We start from the raw sequence: 14,560 nt of genomic DNA, 5'->3' as shown, positions 1-14,560 counted from the left end.
CCTTACTTCAAAGTCTGCAACGTCGTCAGCGCCATCTCCGCACCCTTGGCGGCGTTCTGGCACATCTGGTCCTGGGTGAAGCCGTCGCCGATCGGCAGGAAGGAGACGAAGAGCTGCTGCCCGTCGGCCACGTCGATCGCCAGCGCGCAGTCGCCCTTGGTCGTGCCGGCGAGCTTGACCTGCACCGCGCCGTACCCTGCGATGGTCTTCTCGACCACGTCGAGGTTGCCGCCGCCCCTCCAGTAGTCCGCGCCTTCATCCGAGATCAGCGTGACCTCGTAGCTGAAGAGCGGACGCGAGTTCGACTGGAAGCTGCACCCCGGCATGTTCCGGTTCTCGATCACGTCCATCGGCTCGCTGTGCGCCTCGTCGATGCCCAACTCGCGCTGCTGGTCCTTGTTCAGCGTCACGCAGGCGTCGGAGATGCCGTCGACCCTGATCTCCTTGGGCCGCGGGGGGAACGACGAGTCGGCCTCCGACGTGCCGGTGGGAGCCGAGCCCGTCGGGGTGGGGGTTTGCGGCTGCGGATCGCCCGGGTCCTTGACGGAACAGCCCGCCAGCAGCGCGGTCACCGCCGCGAGGACCGCGACTGACCTAGTTCCGCGCACCAGCCGCTCCCATTGCCGCCTGCACTTCCTCGTCCGTGAAGCCGTACTGCTCGGCCGCGCCGCGGAGCTGCTCGACCAGGGACTGGAGGCTGACGATGTACTCCTCCACACGACTGGAGTAGGAGTCGTCGTGGTCGATCAAGCGCTGGTTCCACGCCGCGGCGATGTCCGCGTTGACCGTGTCGAGGCCGTCGGTCCTGATCCGGAGGTCTCGGTACGCCGCCCGGAAGCTGCGGGCGAGTTGGTCGACCTGATCACTGATGATCTTGCCGGCTTGGAGGACGGTCTCCTTGGTGACCTCGAACTTCTGGCCCGACACCGGGCCGGTGGCCATGGTCGCGGCCAGCCGCTTCTCCGCCGCGAACACCTCGCCGACCGCCTTGCCGACGGCTCCCCCCGCGGCGGCGACGGCGCCCAGTAGGCCGGTCTCCTGTTCCACGACGTCCTACCCCCGTACGGTCGGTAACGGATTGAACCCGGTTCGAGGCTACCAACGACCGCGTGAACCGGGTCTGAGGTTGGACGAAGAAACGTCCGACCCGGTTCCCGCGGTGTTGTCGTCCGGGTGGTCCGCCGACTACGGGACGGTGATCCCGCCGTCCGCCGCGCGCAGCGCGATGTCCGTGCGGTGGTGGGAGCCGGTCAGGTGGACCGACTCGACGCGCCGGTAGGCGTCGGTCCGGGCGTCGGCCAGGGTCGGGCCCGTGCCGACGACCGAGAGGACCCGGCCCCCCGTCGAGACCACGGCACCGTCCTCGCGGCGGCGGGTGCCGGCGTGCAGCACGCCCTCCGCCTCGGCGCCGCTGACGACGTCACCCGTGCGCGGGCGGCCCGGGTAGCCCTCGGCGGCGATCACGACGGTCACGGCGTAGCCCTCGGCCCAGTCCAGCGGCGGCGCGGAGGCCAGCGCGCCGGTCGCGGCGGCGTGGAACAGGGCCGCCAGCGGGCTGCGCAGCAGCGCCAGGACGGCCTGGGTCTCCGGGTCGCCGAACCGGCAGTTGAACTCGATGACCTGCGGGCCGGTGGAGGTCAGGGCCAGGCCCGCGTACAGCAGGCCGGTGAACGGGGTGCCGCGGCGCGCCAGCTCGTCCACGACCGGCTGGACGCAGGTCGACACGATCGTGTCCACGAGGTCCGGCGGGGCCCACGGCAGCGGCGAGTACGCGCCCATGCCGCCGGTGTTGGGGCCGGAGTCGCCGTCGCCGACGCGCTTGAAGTCCTGCGCGGGCAGCAGCGGCACCACGGTGGCGCCGTCCACCAGGCAGAACAGCGACACCTCCGGCCCGTCGAGGAACGACTCCAGCAGCACCGGGTGCCCGTGGTCGAGCAGCGTCATGGCGTGCGCGCGCGCCACGGCGCGGTCCTCGGTGACGACCACGCCCTTGCCCGCGGCCAGGCCGTCGTCCTTCACGACCCACCGCGGGCCGAAGCGGGTCAGGGCCGCGTCCAGCCGGGCCGGGTTGTCGACGGTCTCCGACACCGCGGTCGGCACGCCGGCGGCGGCCATGACGTCCTTCGCGAACGCCTTGGAGCCCTCGATGCGCGCGGCGGCGGCCGACGGGCCGAAGCAGGGGATGCCGATCGCGCGCACGGCGTCCGCCGCGCCCGCAACCAGGGGCTGCTCCGGCCCGACGACGACGAGGTCGGCGTTCCACTCCTTGGCCAGCGCGGCGACGGCGCCGCCGTCGGTGACGTCGACCCCGTAGGTCTCCGCCACCCCGGCGATGCCGGCGTTGCCCGGCGCGCACGCCAACGCGATCACCGAGGGGTCCCGCGACAACGCGAGGACTAGGGCATGTTCACGGGCGCCAGACCCGATGACCAGGACACGCACGGTGCGGAAGCCTAGATGACCCGACCGGTCAGCCGCCCAGGGCGTCCAGCGAGCCGGGGTGCAGCGGCACGGGGTCGGTCATCGCCGCCTTGTCCCGGAGGATGTCCTTCGCCGCCGGGTGCACGGCTTCCAGGTCGGCCTTCCTGTCGTAGATGAGCTTGGTCACCGCGCACGCGTCGCCCTCGGGGAAGTCCGAGCGCACGAGCAGCACGTTCGGCACGGCCACGGTGGGCACGTCGGCCGGCTGCCCGTAGGTGGCGGCGGGGATGACGCCCCGGTCGTACACGCCGTTGACCTCCTTCAGCGCGTCGAGCTGCGGGGTGATGTCGAGGAACTCGACCTCGTCCTTCAACGACGTGGTCAGGTCGGTGATCTGCGCGGTGGGCAGGCCGCCGGACCACACGAGGCCGTCGATGCTGCCGTCCTTCATCCCGTCGGCGGTCTTGGCCAGGTCGAGCCGCTGCGCCTGCACGTCGGTCTCCGGGTTCAGCCCGGCGGCGGTGAGCAGCCGGTTCGCGATCACCTCGGTGCCGGACTTGGGCGAGCCGGTGGAGATCCGCTTGCCGCGCAGGTCGGCGACCGAGTCGATGCCCGCGTCGGTCCGGACGAGGACCTGCGTGTAGTTCGGGTACAGCCTGGTCAGCGCCCGCACCTGTTGCGGCTTGCCGTCGAACGCCCCCTTGCCCGCGACCGCGTCCGCCGCCGTGTCGGCCAGCGAGAACGCCATGTCGTAGTCGCCCGCGACGAGCTGCTGGATGTTCTGCACCGACGCGCCGGTCTCGGCGGCGGTGGCCTTGAGCTTGGTGTTGTCGCTGATCAGCTTGGCCAGGCCGCCGCCGATGACGTAGTAGACGCCGCCGGAGTTGCCGGTCGCGATGGTGATCCGCCCGTCCCCGGCCTCGCAGGCGGCACCGGCTGCGGTGCCGCCCGCCGCGTCGGGCGTCCGCTTCCCGCCGCACCCGGCGGCGACCAGGCCGACCGAGAGCACGCCGACGGCGACCTTAAGCGTCCAGCTGCGCATGCTGTTCCCCTCCCGAGTGGGTCTTCCGACGCAGGACGACGTGCACCGCCACCGCGACCAGCAGGAAGCCCAGGCCGACGGCGGTGGTCACGGGTTGCAGGTAGAGCAGGGCCACGGCGGCGGGCGCGCACAGCACGCGCTCGGGCCACCGCGCCGGGCCGAACAGCCAGCCGCCGGTGAGCACGGCGAGCGCCGCCACGCCCAGCGCGGAGACGGCGAACGCCCAGAGGCCGTCGAGGAACGACGTGCGCAGCAGCAGGCCGGCGCCGTTGTCGGTCAGCACGAACGCCAGCGGCACGAGGAAGGCGGGCAGCGTGTACTTCCACGTCCGCCACATCGTCTTCACCACGTCGCCGCCGGTGATCGCGGCGGCGGCCACGGCGGCGAGCGCGGTCGGCGGCGTCACCTCCGACAGCACGGCGTAGTAGAAGATGAACATGGCCGCTTCCTCGCGCGCCACGCCCAGTTCGATCAGCGCGGGCCCGATGACGACCCACGAGATGATGAACGACGCGGTCACGGGCACGGCCAGGCCGAGCAGGCTGACCGCGAGCGCCGACAGCACGACCGTGACCAGCAGGACCGCGGTCGGGTTGGACGAGAGGGCGGCGGCGAGGTCCACCAGGGCCGACGCCAGCTCCTGGCCGAGCCCGGTCTTGGTGATGGTGGACGTGATCACGCCCGCCGCCGCGCACACCGCGATCACCGGCAGCGCCGACCGCACGCCGGTCGACAGCGAGTCCGCCACGGCCCTCAGCCACGCCCGCACGTCGCCGCGCAGGGCGAACAGCGCGAACACCGCGGCGACGCCGGTGGCGTAGACGACGGCGGAGAACACCGGGATGTCCAGCGCCAGGAACACGACGATCACGGCCAGCGACAGGAAGTGGTACCCGCCGCGCTTGAGCAGCGCCCACGGGCTCGGCGAGTCGATGTCGACCGGCTTCGCGCCGAACTTGCGCGCGTCGATCTCCACGGCCAGCGCGATGCCCAGGTAGTACAGCAGCGTCGGCAGGATCGCCCAGATCAGCACCTGCAGGTAGGACGTCTCCAGGTACTCGGCGATGATGAACGCCGCCGCGCCCAGCGTGGGCGGCGACAGGATCGCCCCGATGCCCGACGCGGCGAGCAGCCCGCCCGCGCTCTCCCTCGGGTAGCCGGCCTTCTTCAGCATCGGCCACGTCACCGCGCCCAGCGACACGGTGGTCGCCGTGCCGGAGCCGGACACCGTGCCGAGCAGGAACCCGGCGGTGGCGGCGGTGCGGCCGGGCGCGGTGCGGGACCTGCGGAAGGCGGAGAAGCTGATGTCCACGAAGAACGCGCCCGCGCCGGAGGCGTTGAGCACCGACCCGTAGATCGTGAACAGCACGATGTAGGTGGCGGCGACGTCCAGCGGCGTCCCGTAGAACCCGGTGGCGTCGTTGTAGAAGCCGTTGATGATCTGCGGGAAGTCCACGCCCGCGTGCGAGATCGCCCAGGACGGCGGCAGGTACCCGCCGTAGTAGGCGAACGCGATGAAGCCGGCGCAGACGACGGGCAGCACCCAGCCGGTGGTCCGCCGGCACGCCTCCAGGACCAGCAGGAGCAGCAGCGACCCGGCCACGACGTCGAGCCCGGTGAGCTGGCCCTGCCGGTCGAGGAACGCGTCGAACCCCCCGAACAGCGGGTAGGCGCCCACCACGAACGCCAGCGCCGCCGCGGCCCAATCCACGACGCCGGGGTCGTCGTCGGCGCCGCCGCGCCGGCCCCGCGGCCGGTAGCAGAGGAAGACCAGCGGCAGCGTGACCGCCAGGAAGATCACCAGGTAGAACTGGCCGCCCTTGGCGAACGGCCAGAACACCTGCTTGAGCACGAGCAGCGCGATGGCGAGGCCCGCCACCCGCACGCCCAGCCCCCACCGCCGGGACAGGGCGCGCGATGGGCGCTCCTCGTCGTGCTCGGCGAGCAGTTCGTCGACTTCGACCTGCGGCTTGGTCGGCACGAGCACCCCTTCGCGTCGCGCTGGGTGGAGCGCTCCCGAAGCTAGCTGTGCCGTGGGTCACAGCCATAGGCCGACCGGCTAAAGGGACTGTAAAGACGCCCCGGCCGGGTTCACACGATCCGGGCGTCCACGTAGCACCAGCGCCAGTCCTCGCCCGGCTCGAACGAGCGCATCACGGGGTGTTCCGAGGAGTGGAAGTGCGCGGTCGCGTGCCGGCGCGGGCTGGAGTCGCAGCACGCGACGTGGCCGCAGGACAGGCAGATCCGCAGGTGGGCCCAGTTGTGCTCGTCGATGGCGAGGCAGTCGGCGCAGCCGTCGGGGTTGTCCGGCGCGACGGATTCCGGCAGTTCGGAGAGGTGAGGACAGGTCATACCGCCATCATCACGCAAGATTGCGCCATGCACGGACCGGAACTGCTCCTGTTGCTCCTCGGCGCGCTGCTCGTGACGGCGGCGGCCAAGCGCCTGAACTGGTCGGCGCCGTTGACCCTGGTCGGCGTCGGGCTGGCGGTGTCGTTCATCCCCGGCCTGCCGGAGTTCGCCCTGGAACCGGAGCTGGTCCTGGTCCTGGTGCTGCCGCCGCTGCTGTACTCGGCCGCCCTGGACAGCTCCTACCACAACATCCGGGCCAACCTCCGGCCGATCGGCCTGCTCGCGGTGGGCCTGGTGCTGGCGACCACGGTCGGCGTCGGCTGGGTGGCGCACCTCGTGCTGCCCGGCCTGTCGGTGCCCGCCGCGCTGGTGCTGGGCGCGGTGGTGGCGCCGCCGGACGCGGTGGCGGCGGTCTCGATCGGCCGCCGGCTCGACCTGCCGCGGCGGACGATGACGCTGCTCACCGGCGAGAGCCTGATCAACGACGCGACCGCGCTCACCGCGTACAAGGTGGCGGTCGCGGCCGCCGCCGGCGTCGCGACGACGTGGGTGGACGGCACCCGCACGTTCCTGGTCAGCGCGGGTGGCGGCGTGCTGGTCGGCCTGGTGATCGGCTGGGTGGTGCGGTGGCTGCGCGACCGGCTGGAGGACGGCGTGCTGGAGAGCGCGCTCGGCATGCTGGTGCCGTTCGGCGCGTACCTGTTCGCCGAGGAGGTGCACGCCTCCGGTGTGCTCGCCGTGGTCGTGGCCGGGCTGTACATCGGGCACAACGCCCCGCGCGGCTCCTACTACACGCGCCTGCAGGACACGGCGGTGTGGCGGTCGGTGGACGCGCTGCTGGAGTCGTTCGTGTTCGCGTTGATCGGGTTGCAGCTCAACAGCGTCGTCGGCGCGGTGGACATCACCCCCGGGCTGGTGTGGGCGGCGGCGGCCGTGCTGGGTGCGACGATCCTGGTGCGGTTCCTGTGGATGTACCCGGCCGCGTACCTGCCCCGGCTGCTGTCGAAGCGGATCCGCCGGCGCGAGGTCGCACCGGGGTGGCGCGGCGTGACCGTGCTGTCGTGGGCGGGCATCCGGGGCGTGGTGTCGCTGGCCGCGGCGAGCGCGTTGCCGCTGGACCTGCCCGGTCGCGAGGTCATCGTGTTCTGCGCGTTCGTGGTGACCGTCGGCACGCTGCTCATCCAGGGGCTGACGCTGCCGTTCGTGATCCGCAGGCTCGCGTACCGCGGCGACGAGGAGCGCACCGACGCGCTGGCCGAGGCGCAGGTGCAGCACGCCGCCGCGCAGGCCGCCGTGCGGCGGCTGGACGAGGTGGTCGAAGACGACCAGGACACGCCGGGGCACGTCGTGGACCGGCTGCGGACGATGGCCGAGCACCGGGGCAACGCGGCCTGGGAGCGGCTGGGCAGGCAGGAGGACGAGAGCCCGGCCGCGTCCTACCGGCGGTTGCGGCGCACGATGCTGGAGGCCGAGCGCGAGGTGTTCGTGCGAGCCCGGGACGAGGGGCGCATCGACGACGAGGTGCTGTTCCGGGTGCTCCGGGAGCTCGACCTGGAGGAAGCGGCCATCTCCAGGGAGTGACGAACCCCGAACCGCCCACCACGCGTTCACCGTGACGTGTCCTCCACTTCGCCTTGGCGTGTCCGGGACGTCGCGGTGCGCGACGAAGCTGCCGCGTCAGTAGTGCTGGGCAGGAACCCTTTCGGGAGGTCGGCGATGGTGCGGACGAGGTTCGTCGGGGCGGCGCTCGCGGCGCTCGCGGTGGCGGGGGCGGTGGTGCTGCCCTCCGCGACGGCGAGCGGCCAGGCGGAGGTGGCGTCCTCGCGCAAGGGCCCGCTGGTGATCGGTCACCGGGGCGCGTCGGGGTACCGGCCGGAGCACACGCTGGCCTCCTACGAGCTGGCCGCGCGGATGGGCGCGGACTACGTCGAGCCCGACCTGGTGGCGACCAGGGACGGCAAGCTGGTCGCGCGGCACGAGAACGAGATCGGCGGCACCACGGACGTGGCGGCGCACCCCGAGTTCGCCGCGCGCCGCACCACCAAGGTCATCGACGGCGCGTCGGTCACCGGCTGGTTCACCGAGGACTTCACGCTGGCCGAGCTGAAGACGCTGCGGGCCAAGGAGCGCATCCCGGAGGTCCGGCAGCGCAACACCGTCTACAACGGCCGATTCGAGGTGCCGACGCTGGAGGAGGTCGTCGACCTGTCCCGCCGGCTCTCCCGCGAGCTGGGCCGCGACATCGGCATCTACCCCGAGACCAAGCACCCGACGTACTTCCAGGAGATCGGCCTGCCGCTGGAGCCGCGCCTGGTCGACGTGCTGGACCGGGCGGGCCTGAACCGGCCCAACGCGAAGGTGTTCGTGCAGTCGTTCGAGGTGGCCAACCTCAAGCAGCTCCGGTCGAAGCTGCGCGTGCCGCTGGTGCAGCTGGTGAACGCCTCGGGCGCGCCGTACGACTTCGTGAAGGCGGGCGACAAGCGCACCTACGCCGACCTCGTCACGCCGCAGGGGCTGCGCGAGATCCGCACCTACGCCAACGGCGTCGGCGCGGCGAAGGACCTCGTCATCCCGCGCGACGCCGCGGGCGCGCTGCGCGAGCCCACCGCGCTGGTGCGCGACGCGCACACGCGCGGCCTGGTCGTGCACGCCTGGACGTTCCGCAACGAGAACACCTTCCTGCCCGCCGACTTCCGCGGTTCCGCCGACCCGACCGCGTACGGCGACCCGCTCGGCGAGTACGCGAGGTTCTTCGCCACGGGCCTGGACGGCGTGTTCGCCGACAACCCCGACACCGCCGTGGAAGCCCGCAAGGGCTGACCGCCGCCCGGGGGACGCCCGCGCGAACGCGGGCGTCCCCCGGTGATCAGGACCCCCCGAGGGAGAGGGTCTCAGGGGGTGCCGACAGCTCCGGTGCGGTGCGCGGGTCCGCCGCCGCGGCCGGGTCCGCGAGCAGGCCGCGGGCCGCCAGGACGGGCCGGACGCCCTCGCCGAACCAGAACGCCTCCTCCAGGTGCGGGTAGCCGGACAGGACGAACTCCTCCACGCCGACGGCGTGGTACTCCTCGACCAGGTCGGCCACCTCCTCGTGGCTGCCGACCAGCGCCGTGCCCGCGCCGCCGCGCACCAGGCCGATGCCGGCCCACAGCCCGGGGTGGACCTCCAGGCCGCGCACGCCCCGGCTCAGGTCGCCGCCGTGCAGCGCCAGCATCCGCTGCTGGCCCACCGACTGCGACGCCCGCAGCTGCTCCTGCGCCTTGGCCACCTGCGCCGGGTCCAGCGCCTCCAGCAGCTTCTCCGCCTCGCGCCACGCCTCCGCGGACGTGTCGCGGCTGATCGTGTGCAGCCGCACGCCGAACCGGATCGGCCGGTCGCCCGCCAGCTCGCGCACCCGGCCGATCTTCTCCGCCACCTGCGCGGGCGGCTCGCCCCACGTCAGGTACACGTCCGCCCGCCGGGCCGCGACGGGCAGCGCCGCGTCCGACGACCCGCCGAAGTAGATCGGCGGCACGGGGTCCGGCGCGGCCAGCACGGTCGCGCCCGACACGCGGTAGTGCTCGCCGTCGAAGTCGACCGGCCTGCCCGACCACACCGCCCGCACCACGTGCAGGAACTCGTCGGTCCGCGCGTACCGCCGGTCGTGGTCCAGCCAGTCGCCGAACCGGCGCTGCTCGATCTCGTCACCGCCGGTCACCACGTTGAGCAGCAGCCGACCGCGCGAGATCCGCTGGTAGGTCGCGGCCATCTGGGCGGCCAGCGTCGGCGAGATCACGCCCGGCCGGAACGCCACCAGGAACTTCAGCGTCGACGTGCGCGCGAGCAGCGCCGCCGTGGTCAACCAGGCGTCCTCGCACCACGTGCCGGTGGGCGTCAGCACGCCGACGAACCCGTTGCGCTCGGCCGCCTGCGCGACCTGCGCCAGGTAGTCGATGTCCGGGTCGCGCGGCGCCGCCGCGCCCAGCGAGCGGTTGGCGTGGAAGCGCTCGACGACGGTCCGGCCGTCGCCGGAGGTGGGCAGGAACCAGTGCAGCACGACGCTCATGACAGTTCCCCCTGGAAACGGGTGTCCACGAACTCCTTGAAGTCCACCTTGCCCGGCAGCGCGCCGTCCGCGCTGAACGCGTCGGCCAGCTCCTGCTCCGACGCGACCACCGCGTCGTCCAGCTTGACCGGCAGGTCGCCGCCGCGCTCGACGGCCGCCCGCGCCACCTCGATCTTCAGCCCGGTCTCGGCCGCCCACGCCCGCGCCCACTCCTCGCGGTGCGTGTCGGCCCACCGCTGGGCGCGGGCGATCCGCTTCACGAACTCCTTGACCGCCTCGTTCTTGCCCGGCGAGTCCAGCGCCGCCCGGCCGGCCACCTGGAAGGTGTAGCCGTTGGACTTGCCGCGCCCGTCGGTCAGCACCCGCGCCCCGGCCTCCAGCTGGGCCTGCGCCGTGTAGGGGTCCCACACCGCCCACGCGTCCACCCGCTTCTGGGTGAACGCCGAGTACGCGTCCGAGGGCTGCAGGAAGGTGAGCGTCACGTCCTTCGTGGTCAGCCCGGCCGCGGCGAGCGTCAGCAGCACCTGCCCGTGCGCCGAGCTGCCCTTGGCCACGGCGATGCTGCGCCCCTTCAGGTCGGGCACGGACTTCAGGGCCGAGTCGGCGGGCACCAGCACGGCGTCGCTCTCCACGTTGCCCTTGGCCGAGTACACCGCGGCGATCTTCGCGTTCGCGGCCGCGGCGAAGATCGGCGGCGTGTTCCCGACCCCGCCGACGTCGATCGCGCCGGCCGAGGCGGCCTCCAGCAACGGCGGGCCGGACGTGAAGGTCGACCACTCGATCGGGTACGGGAAGTCGTCCAGCAGCCCGGCGGCCGTCAGCAGCGCCTTCGAGCCGCCCTTCTGGTCGCCCACCTTGAGCACGACCGGACCGTCGTCGGCCGACTCCGCCGTGCCGCAGGCCGACACCGCCAGGACCGCGACCACCAGCGCGCTAAGCAGCTTCGACATCGTCCACCCCCAGGTTCGACAGCACTCGTGAGCGCAGGTCCGCGAAGGACGCGCGGCGCCGCGGTCGCGGCAGGTCGACGCGGTGCTCGGCCACGAGCCGACCGCCGTCCAGCACCACGACGCGGTCGGCCAGCAGCAGGGCCTCGTCCACGTCGTGGGTCACGAACAGCACGGCGGGCCGGTGCCGCCGCCACAGCTGCTCCACCAGGTGGTGCATGGCGAGCCGGGTCAGCGCGTCGAGCGCGCCGAACGGCTCGTCCAGCAGCAGCAGCTCCGGCTCGCGCACCAGCGCCCGCGCCAGCGACACGCGCTGCGCCTCGCCGCCGGACAGCGTCAACGGCCACGCGTCGGCGTGGTCGGCCAGCCGCACCTCGGCCAGCGCCTGCTCCGCGACCGAACGGCCGTCCACCCCGTGCAGGCCCAGCGAGATGTTGCGCCACACCCGCCGCCACGGCAGCAGGCGCGGCTGCTGGAACGCCACCGACACCCGTTCGGGCACGGTGACCGTCCCCTCGACCCGGGTGTCCAGCCCCGCCAGGATGCGCAGCAATGTCGACTTGCCGCACCCGCTGCGCCCCAGCAGCGCCACGAACTCGCCGTCGGCGACGTCCAGGTCGAGCCCGGCCAGCACCCGGCGCGGCCCGAAGTCCTTCACCAACCCCCGGATGCTCACCGCGTTCGCCACCGCAGCACCCTCCTCTCCAGCGCGCGCACCAGGGCGTCCGTGGTCAGCCCGAGCAGGGCGTAGACCAGCAGGCCGACCACGACGACGTCGGTGCGCAGGAACTCCCGCGCGTTGTTGATCAGGTAGCCGATGCCCGCGTCCGCGTTGACCTGCTCGCCGACGATCAGCGACAGCCACGCCGTGCCGAGCGCGATCCGCAGCCCGACCAGCGTCTGCGGCACCGCCGACGGCAGCACGACGTGCGCGACCCGCTCGAACCGCGTGTAGCCGAGCACCCGCGCGGCCTCCAGCAGCGCCGGGTCGGTCTGCCGGATGCCCGCGTGCAGGTTCAGGTACAGCGGGAACGCCACCCCGGCGGCGACCAGCGCGAGCTTGGGCTCCTCGCCGATGCCGAACCACAGGATGAACAGCGGGATCAGGCCCAGGTGCGGCAACGTGCGCAGCATCTGCACGGGCGGGTCGAGCAGCCGCTCGCCCCAGCGCGACAGCCCGGACACCAGCCCGAGCGCGCCGCCGACGACCGCGCCGAGGGCGAACCCGACGGCCACCCGGCCCGACGACACCAGGAACGCGTCCACCAGCTGCCCGTCCAGGACCAGCTCCCAGGCCGACCGGAACACCGTCAGCGGCGAGGCGAGCTTGTCCTCCGGCAGCACGCCGGTGCCGGAGGCCACCTGCCACAGCACGATCAACCCGAGCGGGCTCAACCACCGGCGCAGATCCGGCCACTTGCGTTGTTTCGGGGCGGGGGCACGCGCCGGCACGACCGTTTCCGGACGCGCGACAACACCCGCGGTGGAAATCGACACGGATTTCTCCCAGCGGACGGGAACATCGGACGCGCTGATCAGCGAATCAGAGTTTTGGTATCCGGACCGGGGAAGTCAACGTCTCCCGAATTGTGAAAGTGCCTCTGGCACCGATTGCGTCGGTACCAGAGGCACTGTGGTGTGAACCCGCTGAGCGCGTCAGCCGAGCATGTCGTGGCGCACGATGGTCTGGTCGCGGCCCGGGCCGACGCCGATCGCGGAGACGCGGGCACCGGAGATCTCCTCCAGGTGCTCGACGTACGCGCGGGCGTTCGCGGGCAGCTCCTCGAACGTGCGGCAGTGCGTGATGTCCTCGAACCAGCCGGGCAGCTCCTCGTACACCGGCACGGCGTGGTGCACGTCGGTCTGCGTCATCGGCATGTCGTCCACCCGCTCGCCGTCGATCGTGTAGCCGACGCAGACCGGGACCTTCTCCAGGCCGGACAGCACGTCCAGCTTGGTCAGGAAGTAGTCGGTGATGCCGTTGACCCGCGCCGCGTACCGGGCGATGACCGCGTCGAACCAGCCGGTGCGCCGCGACCGGCCCGTGGTGACGCCGAACTCGCCGCCGGTCTTGCGCAGGTGCTCGCCCATCTCGTCGTTCAGCTCGGTCGGGAACGGGCCGGAGCCGACGCGCGTGGTGTACGCCTTCAGGATGCCGATGACGGTGGTGATCCGCGTCGGCCCGATGCCCGAGCCGGCGCTCGCGCCGCCCGAGGTCGGGTTCGAGGAGGTGACGAACGGGTAGGTGCCGTGGTCGACGTCGAGCAGCGTGCCCTGCGAGCCCTCCAGCAGCACCGTCTCGCCGCGCTCCAGCGCCTGGTTGAGCAGCAGGCGCGTGTCGGCGATCCGGGAGGCGAACTTCGACCCGTGCTCCAGCACGCTGTCGACCACCTGCCCCGGGTCGAGCGCCTTGCGGTTGTAGACCTTGACCAGCACCTGGTTCTTGAAGTCCAGCGCGGCCTCGACCTTCTGCCGGAGGATCTTCTCGTCCAGCAGGTCCTGCGCGCGCACGCCGACGCGGGCGATCTTGTCCTGGTAGCACGGCCCGATGCCGCGACCGGTCGTGCCGATCTTGGCCTTGCCCAGGTACCGCTCGGTGACCTTATCGATCGCCACGTGGTACGGCATGATCAAGTGGGCGTCCGCGGAGATGAGCAGCTTGCTGGTGTCGACGCCCTGCTCGTCCAGGCCCGCCAGCTCCTCGAGCAGCACACCGGGGTCGACCACGACGCCGTTGCCGATGACGCTGGTCACGCCGGGGGTGAGGATGCCGGAGGGGATCAGGTGCAGGGCGAACTTCTGGCCGTCGGGCAGCACCACGGTGTGCCCGGCGTTGTTGCCGCCCTGGTACCGGACCACCCACTGCACGCGGTCACCGAGCAGGTCGGTCGCCTTGCCCTTGCCCTCATCGCCCCACTGGGCACCGATCAGCACGACGGCCGGCATGTGAAACTCCAAGCGGTTGGACGGGTAAGAGCCGAGAGCCCGCGACGGCCGAGCCGTCAGAGGACGGCTGTTGAGGGTAGACCAGGAGATGAAGGTGCGCGGAATCGTGCTGGCCTGCGGAAACTCGCAGTCGCCGAGGATCACGGACGGTGACCGTTTCGGGGTCCGCCGAGTGGCGGAACGGCCCGGAAAGGCCGAGGTGGACGCGGTCCTCGCCGAACTGGGTGACGAACGTCTCGTCGTGCACGGCACGGACGCCGACCTCAACGCGGTGGTGCTGCGGCTGATGCGCTCCGAGCGGCTCGCGGACGTGCCGGTCGGGTACGTCCCGGTGGACCCGCGCTCGGAGGTGGCGAAGCTGTGGGGACTGCCCACCGACCCGGGTCGCGCGCTCGACCTCGCGCTGTCGGGCGAACCCGACCGGGTGCCGCTCGTCCGCGACGACGTCGGCGGGGTGCTCGTGGGGCTCGGCTCGCTCGGCCCGGTGCGGGGCGTCGGCTACGGGGACGACACGGTGGTGCTGCGGGGCCAGGCGTCGCGGCTGGAGGTGACCCCGGACCCGGACGGCGGTCCCGGCCTGGTCGTGCACGTGATCCACAAGCGGCTGATCGGGCGGAAGGTCACCAGCACGCAGGCGCGCGCGTTCCAATTGGGCTGCCTGCCCGTGCAGGTGGATTCCGACGGCATCGCGCACCCGCGGCCGATGGGCAAGTGGACCTGGTACCGCCACACGGAGGATTTGCGCCTGGTCCGCGGGGTGCAGTGACAGCGGAATTTTCTCGCGCGCCATTCAGGCGTCACACGAAAGCG

At 72.3% G+C, this 14,560-nt stretch carries 14 protein-coding genes; 3 read left to right on the top strand and 11 right to left on the bottom strand.

The window, feature by feature from the left end; genetic code table 11:
* Positions 1 to 2: 2 nt before the first annotated feature.
* The 6 genes from ACIGNX_RS06765 to ACIGNX_RS06740 form a co-directional block, all read right to left on the bottom strand.
* Positions 3 to 572 (bottom strand): DUF3558 domain-containing protein, encoded by a 570-nt coding sequence (locus tag ACIGNX_RS06765; protein WP_396537110.1) that lies wholly within the window; start codon positions 570 to 572, stop codon positions 3 to 5.
* A 22-nt stretch (positions 573 to 594) separates the two neighbouring features.
* Positions 595 to 1,047 carry a hypothetical protein gene (locus tag ACIGNX_RS06760; protein WP_396537108.1) on the bottom strand — a complete coding sequence of 151 codons (453 nt, stop codon included), beginning with the start codon at positions 1,045 to 1,047 and terminating at the stop codon, positions 595 to 597.
* Positions 1,048 to 1,185: 138 nt separating this feature from the next.
* Positions 1,186 to 2,442: a phosphoribosylamine--glycine ligase gene (gene purD, locus ACIGNX_RS06755; protein WP_396537106.1), complete on the bottom strand. Its 1,257-nt coding sequence runs from the start codon at positions 2,440 to 2,442 to the stop codon at positions 1,186 to 1,188.
* Between the two features lie 28 nt (positions 2,443 to 2,470).
* A complete protein-coding gene (locus ACIGNX_RS06750) occupies positions 2,471 to 3,463 on the bottom strand; it encodes a TAXI family TRAP transporter solute-binding subunit (protein ID WP_396537104.1) in 993 nt (330 codons plus the stop codon).
* The gene (locus ACIGNX_RS06745) at positions 3,444 to 5,444 is read right to left on the bottom strand and encodes a TRAP transporter permease (protein WP_396537102.1); all 2,001 of its coding nucleotides are present in this window, start codon (positions 5,442 to 5,444) and stop codon (positions 3,444 to 3,446) included. Before ACIGNX_RS06745 ends, ACIGNX_RS06750 begins: the two co-directional genes overlap by 20 nt.
* A 110-nt stretch (positions 5,445 to 5,554) precedes the next feature.
* Entirely contained in the window at positions 5,555 to 5,815 is a 261-nt protein-coding gene (locus ACIGNX_RS06740) for a UBP-type zinc finger domain-containing protein (RefSeq protein ID WP_396537100.1), read from the bottom strand.
* A gap of 27 nt (positions 5,816 to 5,842) precedes the next feature.
* Between ACIGNX_RS06740 and ACIGNX_RS06735 the strand changes: the two genes are divergently transcribed.
* Together ACIGNX_RS06735 and ACIGNX_RS06730 are read left to right on the top strand one after the other, a co-directional pair.
* Complete coding sequence (locus ACIGNX_RS06735; protein ID WP_396537097.1) at positions 5,843 to 7,396, top strand: Na+/H+ antiporter; 1,554 nt, start codon at positions 5,843 to 5,845, stop codon at positions 7,394 to 7,396.
* A gap of 135 nt (positions 7,397 to 7,531) precedes the next feature.
* Positions 7,532 to 8,635: a glycerophosphodiester phosphodiesterase gene (locus ACIGNX_RS06730; protein WP_396537093.1), complete on the top strand. Its 1,104-nt coding sequence runs from the start codon at positions 7,532 to 7,534 to the stop codon at positions 8,633 to 8,635.
* A gap of 46 nt (positions 8,636 to 8,681) precedes the next feature.
* On the opposite strand, the gene ACIGNX_RS06725 is transcribed toward ACIGNX_RS06730, so the two are convergent.
* The 5 genes from ACIGNX_RS06725 to ACIGNX_RS06705 all read right to left on the bottom strand — a co-directional run bounded on the left by ACIGNX_RS06725 (position 8,682) and on the right by ACIGNX_RS06705 (position 13,750).
* Positions 8,682 to 9,857 (bottom strand): LLM class flavin-dependent oxidoreductase, encoded by a 1,176-nt coding sequence (locus tag ACIGNX_RS06725; RefSeq protein ID WP_396537091.1) that lies wholly within the window; start codon positions 9,855 to 9,857, stop codon positions 8,682 to 8,684.
* Positions 9,854 to 10,807 (bottom strand): ABC transporter substrate-binding protein, encoded by a 954-nt coding sequence (locus ACIGNX_RS06720; RefSeq protein ID WP_396537089.1) that lies wholly within the window; start codon positions 10,805 to 10,807, stop codon positions 9,854 to 9,856. The genes ACIGNX_RS06725 and ACIGNX_RS06720 overlap by 4 nt, the downstream gene beginning before the upstream one ends.
* Entirely contained in the window at positions 10,791 to 11,492 is a 702-nt protein-coding gene (locus ACIGNX_RS06715; protein WP_396537087.1) for an ABC transporter ATP-binding protein, read from the bottom strand. Before ACIGNX_RS06715 ends, ACIGNX_RS06720 begins: the two co-directional genes overlap by 17 nt.
* On the bottom strand, positions 11,477 to 12,301 hold the full coding sequence (locus ACIGNX_RS06710; RefSeq protein WP_396537085.1) for an ABC transporter permease: 825 nt from the start codon (positions 12,299 to 12,301) through the stop codon (positions 11,477 to 11,479). Before ACIGNX_RS06710 ends, ACIGNX_RS06715 begins: the two co-directional genes overlap by 16 nt.
* Before the next feature lie 159 nt (positions 12,302 to 12,460).
* A complete protein-coding gene (locus ACIGNX_RS06705) occupies positions 12,461 to 13,750 on the bottom strand; it encodes an adenylosuccinate synthase (protein ID WP_396537083.1) in 1,290 nt (429 codons plus the stop codon).
* 88 nt (positions 13,751 to 13,838) lie between these two features.
* Here ACIGNX_RS06705 and ACIGNX_RS06700 point away from each other — a divergent pair, with 88 nt between their 5' ends.
* Positions 13,839 to 14,516 (top strand): hypothetical protein, encoded by a 678-nt coding sequence (locus ACIGNX_RS06700; protein WP_396538172.1) that lies wholly within the window; start codon positions 13,839 to 13,841, stop codon positions 14,514 to 14,516.
* Positions 14,517 to 14,560: the final 44 nt, after the last annotated feature.

The sequence above is a fragment of the Actinosynnema sp. NPDC053489 genome (assembly GCF_044544865.1).
Taxonomy (GTDB): domain Bacteria; phylum Actinomycetota; class Actinomycetes; order Mycobacteriales; family Pseudonocardiaceae; genus Actinosynnema.
Note: the sequence above shows the minus strand (reverse complement) of the source record. Positions and strands in the feature narration are given on the sequence as shown.

What these genes read in the sequence shown, in the direction of transcription:
- ACIGNX_RS06750 (WP_396537104.1), bottom strand. Translation starts at nt 3,463, where the DNA reads ATGCGCAGCTGGACGCTTAAGGTCGCCGTCGGCGTGCTCTCGGTCGGC.
- ACIGNX_RS06740 (WP_396537100.1), bottom strand. Translation starts at nt 5,815, where the DNA reads ATGACCTGTCCTCACCTCTCCGAACTGCCGGAATCCGTCGCGCCGGAC.
- ACIGNX_RS06735 (WP_396537097.1), top strand. Translation starts at nt 5,843, where the DNA reads ATGCACGGACCGGAACTGCTCCTGTTGCTCCTCGGCGCGCTGCTCGTG.
- ACIGNX_RS06730 (WP_396537093.1), top strand. Translation starts at nt 7,532, where the DNA reads ATGGTGCGGACGAGGTTCGTCGGGGCGGCGCTCGCGGCGCTCGCGGTG.
- ACIGNX_RS06725 (WP_396537091.1), bottom strand. Translation starts at nt 9,857, where the DNA reads ATGAGCGTCGTGCTGCACTGGTTCCTGCCCACCTCCGGCGACGGCCGG.
- ACIGNX_RS06720 (WP_396537089.1), bottom strand. Translation starts at nt 10,807, where the DNA reads ATGTCGAAGCTGCTTAGCGCGCTGGTGGTCGCGGTCCTGGCGGTGTCG.
- ACIGNX_RS06705 (WP_396537083.1), bottom strand. Translation starts at nt 13,750, where the DNA reads ATGCCGGCCGTCGTGCTGATCGGTGCCCAGTGGGGCGATGAGGGCAAG.
- ACIGNX_RS06700 (WP_396538172.1), top strand. Translation starts at nt 13,839, where the DNA reads ATGAAGGTGCGCGGAATCGTGCTGGCCTGCGGAAACTCGCAGTCGCCG.